General features: G+C 65.2%; 16 protein-coding genes. 12 read left to right on the top strand and 4 right to left on the bottom strand.

Features of this window, described 5'->3' with window-relative positions:
• The first annotated feature begins 21 nt into the window (after positions 1-21).
• Both glmS and V3G39_16310 read left to right on the top strand, forming a co-directional pair.
• Positions 22-1,887 (top strand): glutamine--fructose-6-phosphate transaminase (isomerizing), encoded by a 1,866-nt coding sequence (gene glmS / locus V3G39_16315; protein ID XAS76191.1) that lies wholly within the window; start codon positions 22-24, stop codon positions 1,885-1,887.
• A gap of 13 nt (positions 1,888-1,900) precedes the next feature.
• Positions 1,901-2,251, top strand: a complete 351-nt coding sequence (locus tag V3G39_16310) for a holo-ACP synthase (protein ID XAS76190.1) — start codon at positions 1,901-1,903, stop codon at positions 2,249-2,251.
• Positions 2,252-2,845: 594 nt separating this feature from the next.
• On the opposite strand, the gene V3G39_16305 is transcribed toward V3G39_16310, so the two are convergent.
• Both V3G39_16305 and V3G39_16300 read right to left on the bottom strand, forming a co-directional pair.
• On the bottom strand, positions 2,846-3,952 hold the full coding sequence (locus V3G39_16305) for an ATP-binding protein (GenBank protein ID XAS76189.1): 1,107 nt from the start codon (positions 3,950-3,952) through the stop codon (positions 2,846-2,848).
• Positions 3,949-4,641 (bottom strand): response regulator transcription factor, encoded by a 693-nt coding sequence (locus V3G39_16300; protein XAS78264.1) that lies wholly within the window; start codon positions 4,639-4,641, stop codon positions 3,949-3,951. The genes V3G39_16305 and V3G39_16300 overlap by 4 nt, the downstream gene beginning before the upstream one ends.
• 259 nt (positions 4,642-4,900) lie before the next feature.
• Here V3G39_16300 and V3G39_16295 point away from each other — a divergent pair, with 259 nt between their 5' ends.
• The 7 genes from V3G39_16295 to V3G39_16265 all read left to right on the top strand — a co-directional run bounded on the left by V3G39_16295 (position 4,901) and on the right by V3G39_16265 (position 13,255).
• Complete coding sequence (locus tag V3G39_16295) at positions 4,901-5,122, top strand: SHOCT domain-containing protein (GenBank protein XAS76188.1); 222 nt, start codon at positions 4,901-4,903, stop codon at positions 5,120-5,122.
• Between the two features lie 347 nt (positions 5,123-5,469).
• Positions 5,470-5,706 (top strand): SHOCT domain-containing protein, encoded by a 237-nt coding sequence (locus tag V3G39_16290; protein XAS76187.1) that lies wholly within the window; start codon positions 5,470-5,472, stop codon positions 5,704-5,706.
• A complete protein-coding gene (locus V3G39_16285) occupies positions 5,696-7,138 on the top strand; it encodes a multicopper oxidase family protein (GenBank protein XAS76186.1) in 1,443 nt (480 codons plus the stop codon). Before V3G39_16290 ends, V3G39_16285 begins: the two co-directional genes overlap by 11 nt.
• Before the next feature lie 554 nt (positions 7,139-7,692).
• Positions 7,693-8,667: a class I SAM-dependent methyltransferase gene (locus tag V3G39_16280; GenBank protein ID XAS76185.1), complete on the top strand. Its 975-nt coding sequence runs from the start codon at positions 7,693-7,695 to the stop codon at positions 8,665-8,667.
• Between the two features lie 699 nt (positions 8,668-9,366).
• Complete coding sequence (locus tag V3G39_16275) at positions 9,367-10,098, top strand: HEAT repeat domain-containing protein (GenBank protein XAS76184.1); 732 nt, start codon at positions 9,367-9,369, stop codon at positions 10,096-10,098.
• 785 nt (positions 10,099-10,883) lie between these two features.
• A complete protein-coding gene (locus V3G39_16270; GenBank protein XAS76183.1) occupies positions 10,884-11,453 on the top strand; it encodes an MBL fold metallo-hydrolase in 570 nt (189 codons plus the stop codon).
• A 425-nt stretch (positions 11,454-11,878) separates the two neighbouring features.
• Positions 11,879-13,255, top strand: a complete 1,377-nt coding sequence (locus tag V3G39_16265; protein XAS76182.1) for an MFS transporter — start codon at positions 11,879-11,881, stop codon at positions 13,253-13,255.
• 421 nt (positions 13,256-13,676) lie between these two features.
• Here the strand turns inward: V3G39_16265 and V3G39_16260 are convergent, their stop codons facing one another.
• Positions 13,677-13,943 (bottom strand): DUF664 domain-containing protein, encoded by a 267-nt coding sequence (locus V3G39_16260; protein XAS76181.1) that lies wholly within the window; start codon positions 13,941-13,943, stop codon positions 13,677-13,679.
• A 53-nt stretch (positions 13,944-13,996) separates the two neighbouring features.
• Positions 13,997-14,575 carry a DinB family protein gene (locus V3G39_16255; GenBank protein XAS76180.1) on the bottom strand — a complete coding sequence of 193 codons (579 nt, stop codon included), beginning with the start codon at positions 14,573-14,575 and terminating at the stop codon, positions 13,997-13,999.
• Between the two features lie 294 nt (positions 14,576-14,869).
• Between V3G39_16255 and V3G39_16250 the strand changes: the two genes are divergently transcribed.
• From V3G39_16250 to V3G39_16240, 3 genes are all read left to right on the top strand, one after another.
• Positions 14,870-15,106 carry a hypothetical protein gene (locus tag V3G39_16250; GenBank protein ID XAS76179.1) on the top strand — a complete coding sequence of 79 codons (237 nt, stop codon included), beginning with the start codon at positions 14,870-14,872 and terminating at the stop codon, positions 15,104-15,106.
• An 82-nt stretch (positions 15,107-15,188) separates the two neighbouring features.
• Positions 15,189-15,728, top strand: a complete 540-nt coding sequence (locus V3G39_16245; GenBank protein XAS76178.1) for a GNAT family N-acetyltransferase — start codon at positions 15,189-15,191, stop codon at positions 15,726-15,728.
• Positions 15,729-15,744: 16 nt separating this feature from the next.
• On the top strand, positions 15,745-16,971 hold the full coding sequence (locus V3G39_16240) for an MFS transporter (GenBank protein ID XAS76177.1): 1,227 nt from the start codon (positions 15,745-15,747) through the stop codon (positions 16,969-16,971).
• Positions 16,972-16,990: the final 19 nt, after the last annotated feature.

Here is a 16,990-nt window from a genome sequence, read left to right as displayed (position 1 = left end):
GTAGGCAATAAGCTGCGCGACATGTGCGGAATTGTCGGATATGTCGGTCGATCCGACGATGGTCAGGCTCTCGATGTGGTCATGGAGGGCCTACGCAGGCTGGAGTACCGGGGGTATGACTCTGCCGGGGTGGCCCTGGTCGAAGGCAACGGCGCCGCCCCTCATGTGCAGGTGCGCAAGAAGTCCGGCAAGCTCGCCAACCTGCGGGAACTGATTCAGGTCGACCCGCCGGCCCCCTCGCGTACGGCTATCGGTCACACCCGGTGGGCGACCCACGGCGGGCCTACCGACGAAAACGCCCACCCGCACCGCGGCGGCACCGACGGCAAACTGGCGCTGATCCACAACGGAATCATCGAGAACTTCCACCCCATGCGGGCCCGGCTGCTCGAAGCGGGAGTGACCTTCGAGAGCGAAACCGACACCGAGGTCGTCGCGCAGTTGCTCGCGCAGGAGTACGACGGGGACCTGACGCAGGCCATGCGCGCCGTGGTTTCCCAGCTTGACGGCGCCTTCACGCTGCTCGCGGTGCATGCCGACCACCCCGGAGTGGTGGTGGGTGCCCGACGCAACAGTCCGCTCGTCGTCGGTCTGGGGGACGGTGAAAACTATCTGGGCTCCGACGTGGCGGCTTTCATCGGCCGCACCCGCGACGCAATGGAGTTGGAGCAGGACCAGATCGTGACCATCACCCCGGATTCGGTGCAGGTCATCGGGTTCGACGGTGCGCCCGCGCAGGGCAAGAAGTTCCGCGTCACCTGGGATGCAGCAGCTGCGGAGAAGGGCGGATACGACACCTTCATGGAGAAGGAGATCCACGACCAGCCGCAGGCCGTCGCGGACACGCTGCTCGGGCGGACCGACGAGGACGGCCGGCTCATGCTGGACGAGCTGCGCATCCCGGAAGAGAAACTACGCAACATCAATCGGGTAACGATTGTGGCGTGCGGAACCGCGGCGTACGCCGGGATGGTCGCCAAATACGCCATCGAGCACTGGTCGCGAATCCCCGTGGAGGTGGCGCTCGCGCACGAGTTCCGTTACTCCGATCCGATTGTCGGAGACCGCACCTTGGTGGTCTCCATCAGTCAGTCGGGGGAGACGATGGACACTGCGATGGCCGTCAAGCATGCCCGCGACCTGGGTGCGCTTACCATCTCGATCTGTAACACGCACGGTTCGACGATCCCGCGCGAATCGGACGCAGTGCTCTATACCCACGCCGGTCCGGAGATCGCCGTCGCATCGACCAAGGCCTTCCTGGCCCAGATCACCGCGTGCTACGTGCTCGGGCTCTACCTTGCCCAGTTGAAGGGCTCGGAATACGCCGACAAAGCGCGCGACGTATTGGCCGAGCTGCAGGAGGTGCCCGCGAAAATCGAGGAGCTGCTGGGTCGGTTGGACCGGGTGAAGGAGATCGCCCACTTCATGGCCGACACCCGCTCGGTGCTCTTCCTGGGCCGCCAGGTCGGATTCCCTGTTGCGATGGAGGGTGCGTTGAAGCTGAAGGAGCTGGCATACATCCACGCCGAAGGATTTGCCGCCGGCGAGCTCAAACATGGTCCGATCGCGCTGATCGAGCCCGGTCAGCCGGTGTTCGTCATAGCTCCCGGCCCGGATACGCCCTACGGCCTGCACGGCAAGGTCGTCTCCAACATCCAGGAGATCCGCGCGCGCGGCGCGCGCACCCTGGTCATCGCCCAGGACGGCGACGAGGCAGTTGTGCCGTTTGCGGACGAGGTCATCAGGGTGCCGCGTACCAGCCCGATGCTGCAACCGTTGTTGACCGTGGTGCCCCTGCAGGTGTTCGCGCTGGAGCTTTCGACGGCCAAGGGGCTGGATGTGGATCAGCCGCGCAACCTGGCCAAATCTGTCACCGTCGAATGATCGGAGTGCCTCGGTGATCGTCGGTATCGGGGTGGATGTGGTCGAGATCGCGCGCTTCGCGTCCACGATCCAGACCACTCCGGCATTACGCGCTCGGCTCTTCACGCCGTCCGAGCGGGGCCTACCGATGCATTCGCTGGCCGGGCGGTTCGCGGCGAAAGAGGCGCTCGCCAAAGCGTTCGGTGCTCCCGGCTGGTTGCGGTGGCACGACGCCGTCGTGGTGGTCGGCCCGGCGGGTGCGCCTTCCTGGGAGCTGACCGGGACTCTCGCCGCGCGAGCGCTTGAGCTCGGTGTCCTGGCGACGCACCTGTCCATCTCGCACGACGGCGGCCTGGCCACCGCCATGGTCGTCGCCGAAAAATAGTCGCCGCACCTACCGTCGTCTCATGCCCACCCAGCGCACCTCCATCAGCTCGTTGCCGGGGCGGACCCCGCCGATACTGTTCTGGTCCTGCTGCACGGTTCGGACGGCACCGAAACCGACCTACTACCCCTGGCCGCCGCACTAGCGCCCGGCGCGACGAAGCTCGCGGTGCGTGTCGGTTCCTGCACGATCTGTCATCGGCGCAGCGCGCTGACCTGCGGTGTGACGAGATGTCGAGACGCGTAAATTCTCATCATCTTTTCTCAATCCTCAACTCGCCGGTGTGTCTATTTCGCCTCACGGAAGATCCAGGTCTGCTGGGACGAAGTCCGCTGGCCACCTCGCGTTGGCCAGCAGAGTCGCTGATCCGATTGTTTAGGACCTCAAAGCGCACGCGACCGTCGCACAACGCCGTACCGAATATCCCTCGTTGAGCGAGATTTTCACCGAACAGGGCTTACGGCACTACCGGCCCCAGTGCCCGCCGGGACTGGTGACTGACGGCGGATGCGCCGGTGGTGGTTCCTCCATCGGAGGGCCTGAGCGGGGGCCCAGCGCGGGTTTGATGAAGACCGATCGCCGGGGTTGGGGAGTTTAGATCGCGGGTAGTCGGACGGTGAATTCGGCGCCTTGTCCTGGGCCGTTGCTGGTTGCGGTGATTTGTCCGCCGTGAGCCTCGACGATTGCTTTGGCGATGCTGAGCCCGATGCCGGAGCCTGCGTGCGCGCGGGTACGTGCGGGGTCTGAGCGGTAGAAGCGTTCGAAGACGTGGTTGAGGTGTTCGGGCGCGATGCCGTGGCCGTTGTCGGTCACCACGTACTGGACCCAATCTCGTTGTAGGGAACAGGTGATCCGTACGGTGCCGCCGGGTGGTGTGTGTCGCAGGGCGTTGTCGAGCAGGTTGGTCAGTACCTGGCCGATTCGGTCTGGATCGCCCAGGAGTTGGGCGTTGGTGTCCAACAGGGTCTCCAGCGCCAAGCCGGCGGCTGTGAAGCGGTCGGCTGCGGTTTGGGCCGCACTGTGGGCGATGGTGGAGGCGGTAATGGGCCCGCGGGTGAGGTCCAACGTGCCTTCCTCGGCGCGTGAGATCGCTGAGATGTCCTCTGCGAGGCGGCTTAACCGGTGGGTACTGAGCCGGATCACGCAGAGGGTGTCCTCGTCCAGGGTGCGCACACCGTCTTCGACTGCTTCCAGGTGAGCTTCAACGGTGGCTAATGGGGTGCGCATCTCGTGGGCCAGGTCCGCCATCATCCGACGCCGGGTGGTTTCGGTGGCTTGCAAACGTTTCGCGAGGGCGTTGCTTGTCGCGGCCAGGACGGCGAATTCTCGGCCTAGCCCGGGGTCGGTGACGCGGGCTTCGTATTGTCCAGCGGCCAGGTGCGCGGACGCGGTAGCTACTTGAGCGATGGAGCGCTGCACCCGGTGGGAGAAGTACCACGTGACGCCCAGGGCGGCCAGGGTCGCTGCGATCACCGCGATCGAGATCGAATAGGCGAGGGAGGAGGTGAAGGCACTTTCCACGTAACGGGTTTCGGAGGCGTTGCGGGAGATACCTGCCAGGTGCAGGTGGTCACGGAAAATACCGGGCCCGATGATCGCGGCGACAACCCACGTGGTTACCGCGCCAGCGAGCAGGACCAGCGCTTGAGCGCCCAGCAGCCGGGCCCCGAAACCTGTCCGGAAGGGTTCGCGTTTGCTCATTGCCCGGTTCCCATCCGGTAGCCGACACCGCGTACTGTGCGCACAAACCGGCTACCGGATGCATCATCTTTGAGTTTGCGTCGCAAATGCCCGATGTGGACATCCACCAGGTGCTCATCGCCCACCCAGCCCGGTCCCCACACGTGGTCGATGAGCTGATGCCGGGTGAAGACGATCTTGGGTCGTTCAGACAACGTCGCCAGCAGGTCGAACTCGGTACGGGTCAGTGATACCCGCTCACCCTGCAGCCAGACCTCACGCCCCGCTCGGTCGATACTGAGCGTTCCGAAGGAATCAGGGCGCACCACGGTGGTGTCATGGTGGGAACGCAGACGCGGCCGGCGCAACATGACCTGTACGCGGGCCATCAGCTCGCGGGGGCTGAAGGGCTTGGTGAGGTAGTCATCCGCGCCCACCGAGAGCCCGATGAGGGTGTCCACTTCCTCACTGCGCGCGGTCACCATGATCACGTACGCGTCGCAGAAAGTACGAAGTTGGCGGCAGACCTCGACCCCGTCCAGGCCGGGCAGGCCGAGGTCCAGGACGACCACATCGGGATCGATCTCTCGCGCGAGCTGTACCGCCTGCAACCCGTCGCCGGTGCAGGAGGCATCGAAGCCGTCGCGTTCGAAATAGTTCACGAGCAACCCGGCCAATGCTGCCTCGTCCTCAACCACCAGGGCTCTCATCCCCGACCGCGGCTTCGCGGGAGCAACCGTCGCTGCGGCAGCCTGGACTCCCGCCGGGTGACCCGAGCTTGTAGGCGACATGGCCCCCATGGTGCCAACACGGCCCCCGGGCAGCGTGCCGTTATGCCACCCCGCGGGACTTCTTCAACGAACCTTCACACAACCACAACCGGATGAGTAGGGCGCGCGGGCCATGATGGAAGAAATTCAGGCAGTTGAAAGAAGGGTGTCGCTAATGATGGGCTGGTACGGAAATGGCATGGGCACAGGAGGCTGGGTCGTCATGGTTGTGGTGATGGCGCTCTTCTGGGGCCTGGTGATCTTCGCGGGCGTCATGATCTTCCGCGGTAGCGGCAAGAGCCGCAGTGGCGGTGTCATCCAAGACCGTGGCGCGCTCGGGATCCTCGATGATCGTTTCGCGCGGGGCGAGATCAACCGCGAGGAATACGAAGGCCGCAAAGCCGCCCTCCGCGGCCGCTGACCACGACGACTCAAGGACCGGCACACCGCCGACGCCCAACGGGCACAAAACCGTCCTCGCCATCACGCCGGACCAGCCCGGCCCGGCCCGGCTCATGCCCTGCTTCAGCCAGGGGCAACATTCCCGACCGGTACGGCCGCAGGTAAGCCAGCGATTGCAGTGAAACTCCACCGATATCGAACCCCGAGAACGTCATGCAGTTGGTGTTTTACCTGGTCAGGGACGATCCCGACGTGCAGTCGCAGTGTGGGGGGACCTCTCACCGCCACGAAGGGACGAGGTCCAGAGCACGGCCAGATACCTGGGCAGGTATGTCCGCCCCCCCCGCAGCATCGAGATGGAGACTGATGACCGTTGCAAATTCGGGCCTGATGTGGGTCTGGCCCGGCGTGCTACTGCTGAGTGTGGCGGTGCTGGTGTGGGGCCTTGCGCTTCTGCGACGCGCCGGCGTCAGACGCCCGGCACGCCGGGTGCCGGGCGGGGGCGATGACATGGCGGGCGCCATCCTCACCGAGCGGCTCGCCCGTGGGGCGATCGACCAGGCGGAGTATGAACAGCGCAGAAGGGTTCTCGATGAGCAGTGAGGTCAGCAGACGACGGGCACTGGCCATCGTGGGTTTCGGCGCGGTGGGGACCATCGTTGGCGGCGTCGGGACGGGGCGCGCCTTCTGGCCCAGCGGTACGTTCTCGGCTCCCACGGGGCAGGGGATGCGCGAACCGGCGAGCCTGGCCAGCTCCAGTGGCGTTCTCGCCGTCACGCTGCGGGCCGCCCGGGGGGTCACCCTCATGGGGCGACATACCCAGGCGTTGGGCTACAACGGCTCTAGTCCCGGCCCGACGCTGCGCGTCCAGCCGGGCGATGTGCTGCGAGTGACCCTGCAGAACGACCTCGCGGGCCCAACGAACTTGCACACCCACGGTCTGCACGTTTCACCCGAAGGCACCAGCGACAATATCTTCCGCTCCATTGCACCCGGATCATCCGCCGGCTACGAATTCCACATCCCGCCCGACCACCCCCTGGGGACGTTCTGGTACCACCCCCATCTGCACGGCAGCGTCGCCGATCAGGTGTTCGGCGGCCTGTTCGGGGCGCTGCTGGTCACCGGGGCGCACGAGCCCAGCGTCACTCGAGACCGTGTCATCGTCATCAGCGACACCACGCTCACCGCCGGTGGGCAGGTCGCGGGGGTGAGCAATGCCCAAGTCATGCGGGGGCGAGAGGGTGACCTCGTCCTGGTCAACGGCCAGCACCAGCCCCGTATAGATGTGACGGCCGGGACCTTGGAGAGGTGGCGCGTCGTCAATGCGTGCACCTCCCGCTTCCTGAATCTGCGCCTGGACGGGCATACCTGGGGGATGCTCGGCTACGACGGGCAAGGCCTGCACGCCCCCTCTGATGAGAAGTCGGTGCTGCTAGCCCCCGGTAACCGGGCGGACCTATTGCTGCGACCCACCGTCGCCGGCACCTTCATGTTGCGCACCGCCGGGCACGACCGTGGTGGGATGGGCATGATGATGGGCGGCGGCTCCGCCACCTCCGCCGAAACCGTGCTGGCCACTGTCCTCATTGGGGTCGGAACCGGTTCAGCGGCCACGTCGTGGCCGTCGGTCGCAGCCGGGCCCCTCGACCTCCGCTCCGCCAGAGTTGATCAGCGCCGCTCGCTCGCCTTCACCATGGGAATGGGAATGGTCTTCGGCTTCGACGGACGCCCGTTCGACCCGGCCCGCATCGACCAACAGCTCTCCCTGGGCACATTGGAGGAATGGACCATCACCAACTCCACGATGATGGACCACCCGTTTCACCTGCACGTGTGGCCGATGCAGGTCACCGATGCCCCGGACAGCGACCCCAACGGGCCACCCGACTGGCGTGACGTGATCATCGTCCCGGCTGGCGGCCGGGTCACGGTCCGCATCCCGGTGCGTGACTACGGCGGGAAGACCGTCTACCACTGCCACATCCTCGACCACGAAGACCTCGGGATGATGGGGCAGGTCCAGGCCCGATGACGGGGCCAACCGCGCAAAGGTTGAGGTCTGCGTGTACTCCCGCAGGGCTTTGTCCACCCCCTCGGGTCCTGTCGCCGCGACTGCACCATCGTTGACAGTGATCCGGCACAAGCTGACCGGGCTGGTTGCACGATGACCTGACGGAAGAGACGCCACGCCTCAGTCCTCAGTCGGCCCCGAGCCGGCCGTAAGCGGATTCCGTTCCGGCCCGCGATCCCTGCCGGTGAAGGAGGACGCCGACGCTGCCCCGAGCAGGCAGACGAATTTGTTCGCAGAGAATCCTCCAGAGACTCACTGCGGCCGTGCGGTCGACGGACTATCCAGGGAAACGATTCAGGGAGACATCATGAGGTCGCACCATGTCCAGGTTGCCTGTGCTCAGGGATCGGAAGACACCGCGCGACAGTTCTACGGCGCTGGCCTCGGCTTGACCGAGGTAGAAAAGCCGGAAGCTGGTCCTCACCGCGCAAGGAGGCAGCACCCTTTGAGTAACCCCGGCCTCGGCGATGTCTGATGCGCCCTCGCCACCCAGAGCAAGTAGAAAGGTTTCACAGGTGGCGTTCTACGAGGAGAAGGTTCTACCCCGTCTGGTCGATGTGGCGCTCGGTCGCCCGTTTGAGAAGACCCGTGCCCGCGTGGCAGGTGGGCTGAGCGGCCAGGTGCTCGAAATCGGGTTCGGCTCGGGTCGCAACATCCCCCACTACCCCGACGCGGTCGCCCATGTCTGGGCCGTCGACCCCTCAGGCACCGCATGGGACATGGCCGCGAAACGGATCGCCACGAGCACTGTCTCCATCGACTTCGTCGGGCTGGACGGACAGCAACTATCACTTTCCGACGCCATCGTGGATCACGTGCTGGTTACCTGGACCTTGTGCACAATCCCTGATGTGGCCCGTGCTTTGCTCGAGATGAACAGGGTCCTGCGTCCCGGTGGAGAACTGCACTTCGTCGAACACGGCCGCGCCGCTGACCCGCGTATGGCCCGATGGCAGGACCGCCTCACACCGACGTGGGAGAGAATCGCTGGCGGCTGCCACCTGAACCGGCCGATACCCGACATCATCGCCACCTCCGGGCTGATGCTCCAGCACCTGACGACGTACACCGTCCCCCGATCCGGACCGTTCGGCTACATGTTCGAAGGCACCGCATCCAAGCCACTCACGGAGGGCTGGACTTCGCGCGACCGGTCCGCGTCGAGCACTATCCGCTTCGACGGGACGATGTGTCAGGTCATACTCCGCACCCGAGAAGCACGCCACCTTGCCGCACGCACCAGCACGTCCACCCCTGTCCCTGCGCACGGCGCCGGACACGCGCCAACCGACATGCGGGAACCACGGCCAAACCGCGTCACACCACGGTCGGGACTTCAGCCTCTTACCCCATCCCAGCCCATCGTTGCAGTCTTGACTAGGCAATCGAGGAACTCTTCGGACCCGCTGCCCGCAACACAACGAGGTATCGCCTGCCAGGGATGCCGGGCGCGCGTCCTGCAGCGGAACCTCTGCGAAGGAGCAGTCTGAGATGTCGGTCAACCAAGCGTGTGAACGCCTTGCCTGGGTCGGAAATTCGTGTGCACCGTGGCCACGCCTGGCGTGGGTCAACGACCCGTGCAACCCTGGTCTCACCGGCCTGGCGCACGCGACGTACGACGGTTCGAAGGTCGGGCTGTGCGGGGCGTACACGCCCTACCTTGGGGAGCCTTGGCCCAGGCTCGGGGAGGACTGGTCATCGTCGTGCTCTCGCTGCCCGACCTGCGCACTTCGTCTCTACTCAAGCCGGGTCTAAAAGCATCGACCGGACAGGTCCGTGTCCGGGCGTCACCCGAGCGTTCCGAGATGAGCTGTTAGAACAGTGGCGATGGTCCACGATTGCTGAGCCGTGTCTCGGCAGATCAGAGGCCGTCCGGGAAGCTGGGTCAGGCCCGTCAACGTGCAGCCGATTCCTCGTCAGCACCACGGTTGATTTAGCTCGTCGTAACGAAGGGCATGAAGCTCGGACCGGTCGAGCCCTAGCCGACCACCCCGGCAACCCACATGCGGAACGGGACCCGGCGTCCGCAGGCAGCAGTTTGGGCTTCGAGCTGATGCGTCCCCAACGCGTGCTCCATACGGGACGCCATGGTGATGGCGGTGGCCGATGAGCGATCGTTGACCGGACAGGAGGTGATCTGTGGCGGTTGGGTACCTGGACCCATTACAGATTTGCAGGATGATGAGCAGATGTCCTCGGCCGCGGAGGTCGTCTCACTCGCCAACAAGCTCGGGGACGCGCTCGACGGAAGTGCCGTCGAGAATGTCCCGGGCGCTCTGCCCCGGCTTGCCGAAATACTGGCTGGTGAAACCGACGCCGAGGTCATCGCCGCGGCTGTGGGAGCACTGGGGCTCGGCTGGGATTTTCAAGCCGCCCAGATCATCCTGGACCACGTTCGTATCGATCATCCGGACGCGGATGTCCGGCTCGCGGTTGCTCAGTCCTTGCCCTGCGGTGTTGATGTCGATGGCCCCGTAGGCGCGGCCGTTATGGAGGCTCGGATCACGTTGACCCGTGATGAGGAGACCGATGTCCGTGATTGGGCTTGCTGTGGCCTGGGACAGATAAACGCGTTCTGCCTAGCAGCGAGAGACGCACTGGCTGCCCGGCTGGATGATGCCGACGATGACACCCGCTGCGAGGCGCTTCTTGCCCTCGCCCAGGCCGGTGACCGCCGCGCGGCTACGGACCTACAACGCCGACTGGCTTTCGTTGACGATGAAATGATTTGTCTGCTGGAGATTCGCGCCGCCGCAGAACTGGCCGACCCCCAGCTTCATCCCCTGCTTTGGCGCCTGAGGGATGAGTGGGCCGGCGATGACGACGAGCTCACCAAGGAGTTCACCACCGAGCTTGCCTGCGCGATCAGCCGTCGCCGACCCGAGCAGAAGGTTCAGGGGAGTACCCACGCACAGTCCTGACGTTCCAACGGGTCGAGCATCCGAACACGTCACCTGTACGTGCTGCTATCTGGCCAGATGAAGACCCGTGGGATTACTCCCTCGAGCAGCAGGCTCAGGATGTCGTCACTTCATACGCGACACGGCACTGAGACCTGATGACTCCATGCGGTGATTCTTCTTCGAGTCCAGTTGTTCAGCTGGCAATAGGTTCCATGATGCGCGGTCATTCAGAGACCGGGTGAGATCTCGTTCGCCCGGCCCAAACCGGGTGACGTCACCGAAGGAACGGTTCAGCGGGCAGCGGTCCAACCGTGTCAGTTAAGGAACCGTGCCCGGTGAACCTGCGACTCCCCGACCAGGGTGGCGGGTTCGTACCGTAGAGGATCCCGTCCCGGTCACTCGTGTGAGTAGGCCGGTTGCATCCATTGCGGCGCGGCGGGTGTGCGCGCGGTGAACCCCGTGGTGACCAGCCAGACGAGCCTGAGCTACCGCGAATTCGGTGATCCTGCCGCACCTCAAGGTCGCCAGCGGTGCGCTCGGTCGACTCGCAGGCGCCGACATAGCGGCGCTGAGCACGGATGTGGCGTAGACCGCAGGCGCGCAAATCGGAGACCCGGTCAATGTGGTGTTGGGCGATGGAACGGTCATCGCACCTCGGCTCGTCGCGACGTATGCCCGGGATCCCGGGTTCGGCGATGTGACGGTCGCGAATGAGGTGCTCCACAGCCACACCACGACCGGCCTGAACAACTATGTGTGCTCCTCAATGTCGAGCGGGCCATTGGGCGCGCGTGCGGTCCGCGATGACAGCATCCGGCTTCTCTGTGTCCGACCGCGGTCAGCTACGCGCGGCCGTCGACCTGTGCCACGCCCACCCTCTCGAAAACATCACCGACCCATCCGGTGGCAGCTCCCTGGGTGGTCGCGAACTGGTCGACGGGCTCGGGCTCAGCGGCGCGTATCCAGTTCCGGACTGGCTGCTTACATCGATTCCTCACCCTGGGTACCGCCCGCAGGACTACACACTGCGGCCCGCACGCGACTGCGCCAACCTGACCGATGGCCAGATCATCGATTTCGGCGACCGGCACCTCAGGATCCTGCGCCTGACTGGCCACAGCCCCGGCAGCATCGCGCGGTACGACGCGACTGACCGCGCACCGTTCAGCGGCGATGTCATCTACGACCTGGACACCGACGAGCAACTCCTGGATGAACTGCGCAGCTCGGACATCGGCGACTACATCGCCAGCATGCATCGGTCGAAGGACCTCGACGTCGACGTCGCTTACTGCGGACATGGGCCGGTGCTGCACTCCGACCGGTTCAACGAGATCATCGAGAACTACCTGCGCGGACGTACCCCGGGTTGACCCGGCGCGGACTCGGTGCGGACTCGGTGCATAGCGGCACCCGACGTCGTTAAGGGGTGATCTCGTCATCCGGCCGCTGTCTCCCAGCCGCCCAGATGGTCAATGTCATGCTGTGGCGCATGAGCGGCGAGACAAGTCTGGCAACGTCACTGGCGATGGCGCTGCAACGTCGGCCAGGGCGATACAGCAGGTGCACCCGGCACGGGCAGCCGTGGGGTTGACGGCGGCCGTTCTCACTGCTTTCACCGCCCTGGCACAACGACCGGGGTGACGAGTCCTGCGATGGCAGTGAGGCGCTGGGCGGCATGGTGAGCAATGCTGCGGGGTGTCCGCCTCGTGCGGGCCTTCGATGCCCGCCTGGGCGGGGTGGACCGAACCTCTAGCACGATCCGGAATGGCCGAAAGGAAGAAAGGGCCGACCGACGGTGATTTCTGACGGTAGTGAGCAGCTGTGGCAGAACACTGCAGCGGTGTCGTTGATCCAACGGCGCACGATGCGGGCTCTGGTTGGCTCCCAGATCGTAGGCGGGGTCGGTGTAGGCGCAGCAGCCTCGATCGGATCGCTGCTGGCGGAGTCGGTGACCCACTCCGAGTCCTACGCCGGTGTCGCGCGCACGGCTGCCACTCTCGGCGCAGCCGCGTTCGGGCTTCCGTTGGCGTTACTGGCGATGAAGACAGGACGGCGCAATGCGCTGAGCTTGGGGTGGGCGTTGTCGGCGGTCGGGGCCGTGGTGTTGGTGGTCTCGGCGACCACAAGCAGCATCGTGCTCCTCATCCTGGGCATGCTGATGTTCGGATCTGGAAGCGCGACGAATCTGCAGAGCCGTTACGCAGCGGCAGACCTCGCCCCGCCGATGCACCGCGCCCGTTCGCTGTCGGTCGTCATCTGGGCCACCACCATCGGGGCGGTCGTCGGCCCCAACCTGGCCGCGCCAGGCGCCGTGGTGGCGGGAGCGTTGCGCATCCCGGAGCTAGGAGGGGCGTTCGTCATTTCAGCGGTCGCCCTGGCACTGGCTGCCGGAGTGTTACGGATCGCACTGCGGCCCGACCCACTGCTGGAGGCGCGCCGTCACGAAGCGGCAGCAGAGCTGAGATCCGGCCGGAAGCCTGCGGCCACCGTGCCCATGCGGGAGGTGTTTCGGTTGATCGCAGTGACGCCCAATGCACGGTTCGCATTCGTGGCCATCGTCCTCGGGCACACCATCATGGGCGCGGTGATGACGATGACTCCCGTGGCGATGACCTCGATGGGAGACTCCCTCACTCTGGTAGGTCTCACCATTAGCGGACACGTCCTGGGGATGTACGCGTTTTCCCCGGTCGTGGGGTGGCTGGCCGACAGGATAGGGCGGTTCCAGGTAATACTCGCCGGACAGGGCGTATTCATCGCTGCGGCCGCCTTCGCGGGGTTGGCCGGTCATTCGATCATCCGGATCAGCGTCGGGCTGTTCCTCCTCGGGTTGGGCTGGTCCTTCGCGCTCGTGTCCGGGTCGACCATGCTCGGTGACTCCGTTGACCCCAACGTCCGTACGGCGGTGCAGGGTACGGCTGACACTGCGATGAACATCGTGTCCGCCGGCGCGGCCGGCGCATCCGGGCTGGTCCTGTCCACCTTCGGGTTCAGCGGTCTGAACCTAGCTGCCGCGTTCCTGATCCTGCCCGTCTTATTCCTTGCACCGACTGTGCTGCGCAACCATCCCTCAGCCGGTACCAACCGACCGGTGCTCCCGGTCGAACCGGCGGTAGTCACCGAGGACACCTTGATCGACAACCCCGCAGACTCCGACGGCACCGCGCTCTGACGCGGTCGTGCGGGACTGTCCGACGACCCGGCCCAGCTGTGCGCAAAACGGGATCCCGTTTCGAGATGGAACTGGCTGCTGGTGCGGTGGTTACGTAGCGAACCTCCACCGTGGCGGGCCCCGGGCTGTCTACCCTTTTGGGAATGGTGATGGTGCAGATGAAGTTGGCGGACGGGTCAGTGGTCCAGGTGCCATCGCCCCGGGTGCCGCCCGCGCCGAGTATCGGGGCCGCCCGCCGCGAGCAGAGCGCCCGGCAGGCGACCCGGCGCCACCGCGTGGCGGGGCTTAACCCAATTTCTGCATTTACCCTCGAGGTCGGCTCGCTGCGCCGGACGCATCTGAATCAGCCCTGGACCCACCACGGTTGGCTCTCGCAGTGCTCCTGGCCCGTGCGTTCAAGGAACCATGACCCGTGGCGTCGTCAACACGGGTGAATAGTGCTGGGGAGCGAGCCCTTGCGGCTCTTGCGGATGATGTCAGCGTGCCCGGCGTGGCGTGCGGTCTCTTGAATCATGTGGAACATGACGTATCGCACGTTGCATTCGATGATGTCGGTACGCGCGCACAGACTGTCTAACTCCATGGACGCCACCACAGCGCGAGAAGCCTCGATCTGCTCCCGATAACAGGCAACCCAGTAGTCCACTGTGTCGGCTTCGTCGACGAACAAGTCGGCTTCTGTGGGCACGGGTCTGATAGCGGGCCATGCGTCGGGTACCTCCCGGCCAGCGTTGTGACGGCTCAACTCTCGGGTTGAGTGCTGCGTGCGGCGTCGTCAATGCGTTGTCGAAGTTGCGGTAGCGCGATGGGATTTTTGGACGGTGGTGATGTTTCGTCGCCGACAGCTCCGTCGAGCTGTTCGCGAAGGATGTCAGCGTGGCCGACGTGCCGAGCAGTTTCGGTGAGCATGTGCGCCAGCACGTTGAACAGCATCACCTGCGGCCCCGGCCACCAGGGCACAATGCCGGCCGCGTCGATGCTCAGCGCTTCGATCGTCGAATCCGAGTGCCGTGCTGCCCGCTCGTACCGTTCGAGAATCTGGTAGCGGGTCTCATCTGCGGTAACCCAGAGGCTGGCCCGATTGGCGTCGAAGTCGTCCCACGCAGGCAACGGTTCGGGGAACGGTCGATCGAATACTTCTGCGAAGTATCGCGATTCCCACAGGGTTACGTGTTTGATCAGGCCGAGCAGATTGGTGCCGGTCGCTGTCAACGGACGGCGTATGTCGTACTCCGACAAGCCCTCGATCTTGTGTACCAGTACGGATCGCAGGTACCTCAGGTCCTCATGCAGATGCGCTTTTGCCAACTCATCGAGCATGGGAAACCACATTCTCACGCGCCCTGGCCGGATTCGAGAACGAGGTGTGAGCCGTGGACGAGCCGGTCACCTCGTGGTCCAGTTGGTTGCGCACCGCGGTCCTCGTCAACAGCACGAAGTCCATTCGACGGGTGACGAGTGATGTCACGGGTCCCCGGTCAAGACAGAGGCTGGTTGTTGTGGTGGTTTTCCGATGGTCGTAACCAGGTCTTCGATCTACCCGTGTGCTATTTGCGGCCATTTCCTGTGCGCCGAGCAAGGATGTCGTACCGGAACCTGACGATGGGGGTAGTAGTGGTCGATGAGAGTGCTCAGCCAGGCGACAAGGCGCAGCAGACTCGAGACTTTCGCCGCGTTGCTGCGGTATCTGCAGTGTGCATGGTCGGCATTGTGCTGATCTTCATCTTCGATCGTTCTTCCGACGCCATCATTTGGGTGTTCGTCCTGATCTTCATTTCCAGCGGCAACGCGCTTTTCACCCTCGTGCGCAGCGCGCGCAGGCGCCAAGCCGCGTTGCAACAGCAGGACTGACCCCCGGCAGCCCAGTTGCTGTGCTCCGGAACAGCTGATCGCAGTAGCGGTCTCCGCACATCGGGCGTGCCACGATGTGCTGGTGCTCGCCCTGCAAACCCGCCGTCTACTGCTTCGCGGATGGTCTGAGGACGATGTCGATTTTGCTTTCGACATGTACTCCCGTCCAGAAGTCCAGCGGTTCATCGGGCGGTTCCCGAAGGTGATGGCGCAGCGCAGCGAGGCGCAGCTGGCCATCGCCCGCTGGCGGGCGCTGGACGATGGGATACATGGAGTGTGGGTTGTCCACGACCGCCAGGATGACCGCCCGCTCGGCGCGGTGATCCTCAAGCCAATACCTGCGTCCAGCGATCAGGACCCGCCGCCCGCTTCGGGGGACACCGAGATCGGCTGGCACTTCCACCCCGAGGCATGGGGCCACGGTTACGCGACCGAAGCCGCTGCACGCCTCCTGCAGTACGCCTTCGCGGTCGGCCTGAACGAAGTGGTCGCCGTCACGAATGTCGCCAACACCCCGTCGCAGTCCGTCGCCGAGCGCATCGGCATGACCCGTGCTGGTCAGACGACTCGCTACTACAACATGCCACTGCAGTTGTTCACCGCTGATCGCCCGGCGGGGTGAGGTGCGCAAGGAGGCGGTGACGGCCGAAATGGACTCCACCACTGCTCGCTCGTTGTTCGCCCGGTACTGGACTGCGGCCGCCATCAGCTCGCTCGGCACGGCCGTGACAGCCATCGCGATGCCCGTCCTGGTGGTCCAGTCACTCGGTGCCTCACCCTTCGAGGTCGGCGTCGTGAATGCGGCGCAGTTGCTGCCGTACGCCGTGCTCGGGCTGATTGCGGGGGTGTACACCGACCGGTGGCGTCGCAAACCCATCCTCGTCTGGGCGAGCATCGGGCGTGCACTCTGCCTGGGTCTGATCCCGATCCTGTGGCTGGCCGGCGCGCTGCAGATCTGGATGCTCGCCGCCGCACTGCTTCTTTTCGGTGCCTTCTCGGTATTCGGGTTCGCCGCGACCCAGTCGCTACTTCCCCGCCTGGTCCCACGATCGGGGCTGGTCGTCGCCAACGCGCGCCTCGATCAGAGTGATGCCGCCGCGCAGACGCTCGGACCGGCAATCGGCGGCAGCCTCGTGGGGCTGCTCGGAGCACCGTTGGCCATCGGGGTCGACGCGATCAGCTATCTGCTCGATGCCGCGCTGAATGCAGGCTTGCAGGTGCAGGAACCTGCACCCGTTGCCCGCGACCGCAACCTTCGCGCCGAGATCCGCGATGGGCTGCAATGGACCTACCGCCACCGCGCCCTGGGCCCGCTCGCGGTGTCGACACATGTGTGGTTCCTCGCCAACGGTGCTGCGATGACAGCGCTGGCCCTGCTCGCGTTGCGCTCGCGTGGATTCACTGCGGTGACGTTCGGGCTGTTGTTCACGGTGTTCGGGCTCGCCAGCCTGATTGGCGCATCGACCGCGGCCCGAATCGGCGCCCGGATCGGGTCAGGACGTGCCATCATCCTGGCCCGCGCCGCATATCCGTTCGCTTGGATTCTGGTTGCGGTCTCCCCGGCGACCGGTGCCGGCGACGCGCTGCTGTTCCTCGCGCTGGGTCTGCTGGGTCTGGCCGCCGGCATCGAGAACTCCAACGAGATGGGTTACTGGCAGTCCCTCACCCCGGACGAACTGCTCGGCCGGGTCAACGCCAGCAGACGCTCGGTCAACCGCACCATGGGCGCCCTGGGTGCGGTACTGGCCGGTGTGGCTGTCGGGGCGGTCGGCTACCGGCCTGCGTTCTTTGCAGTAGTCGTCGTCTTTGCGATCGCGACGCTGATTGCAGCAGGATCGCCGCTGCGAGACGCGCCCGATCGGTGAGAGCCCGTGAACGCGAGAG

Source organism: Dermatophilaceae bacterium Sec6.4 (assembly GCA_039636865.1).
Classification (GTDB): Bacteria; Actinomycetota; Actinomycetes; order Actinomycetales; family Dermatophilaceae; genus Allobranchiibius.
The sequence above is the reverse complement of the archived record's forward strand: the minus strand, read 5'-3'. Positions and strand labels throughout refer to the sequence as shown.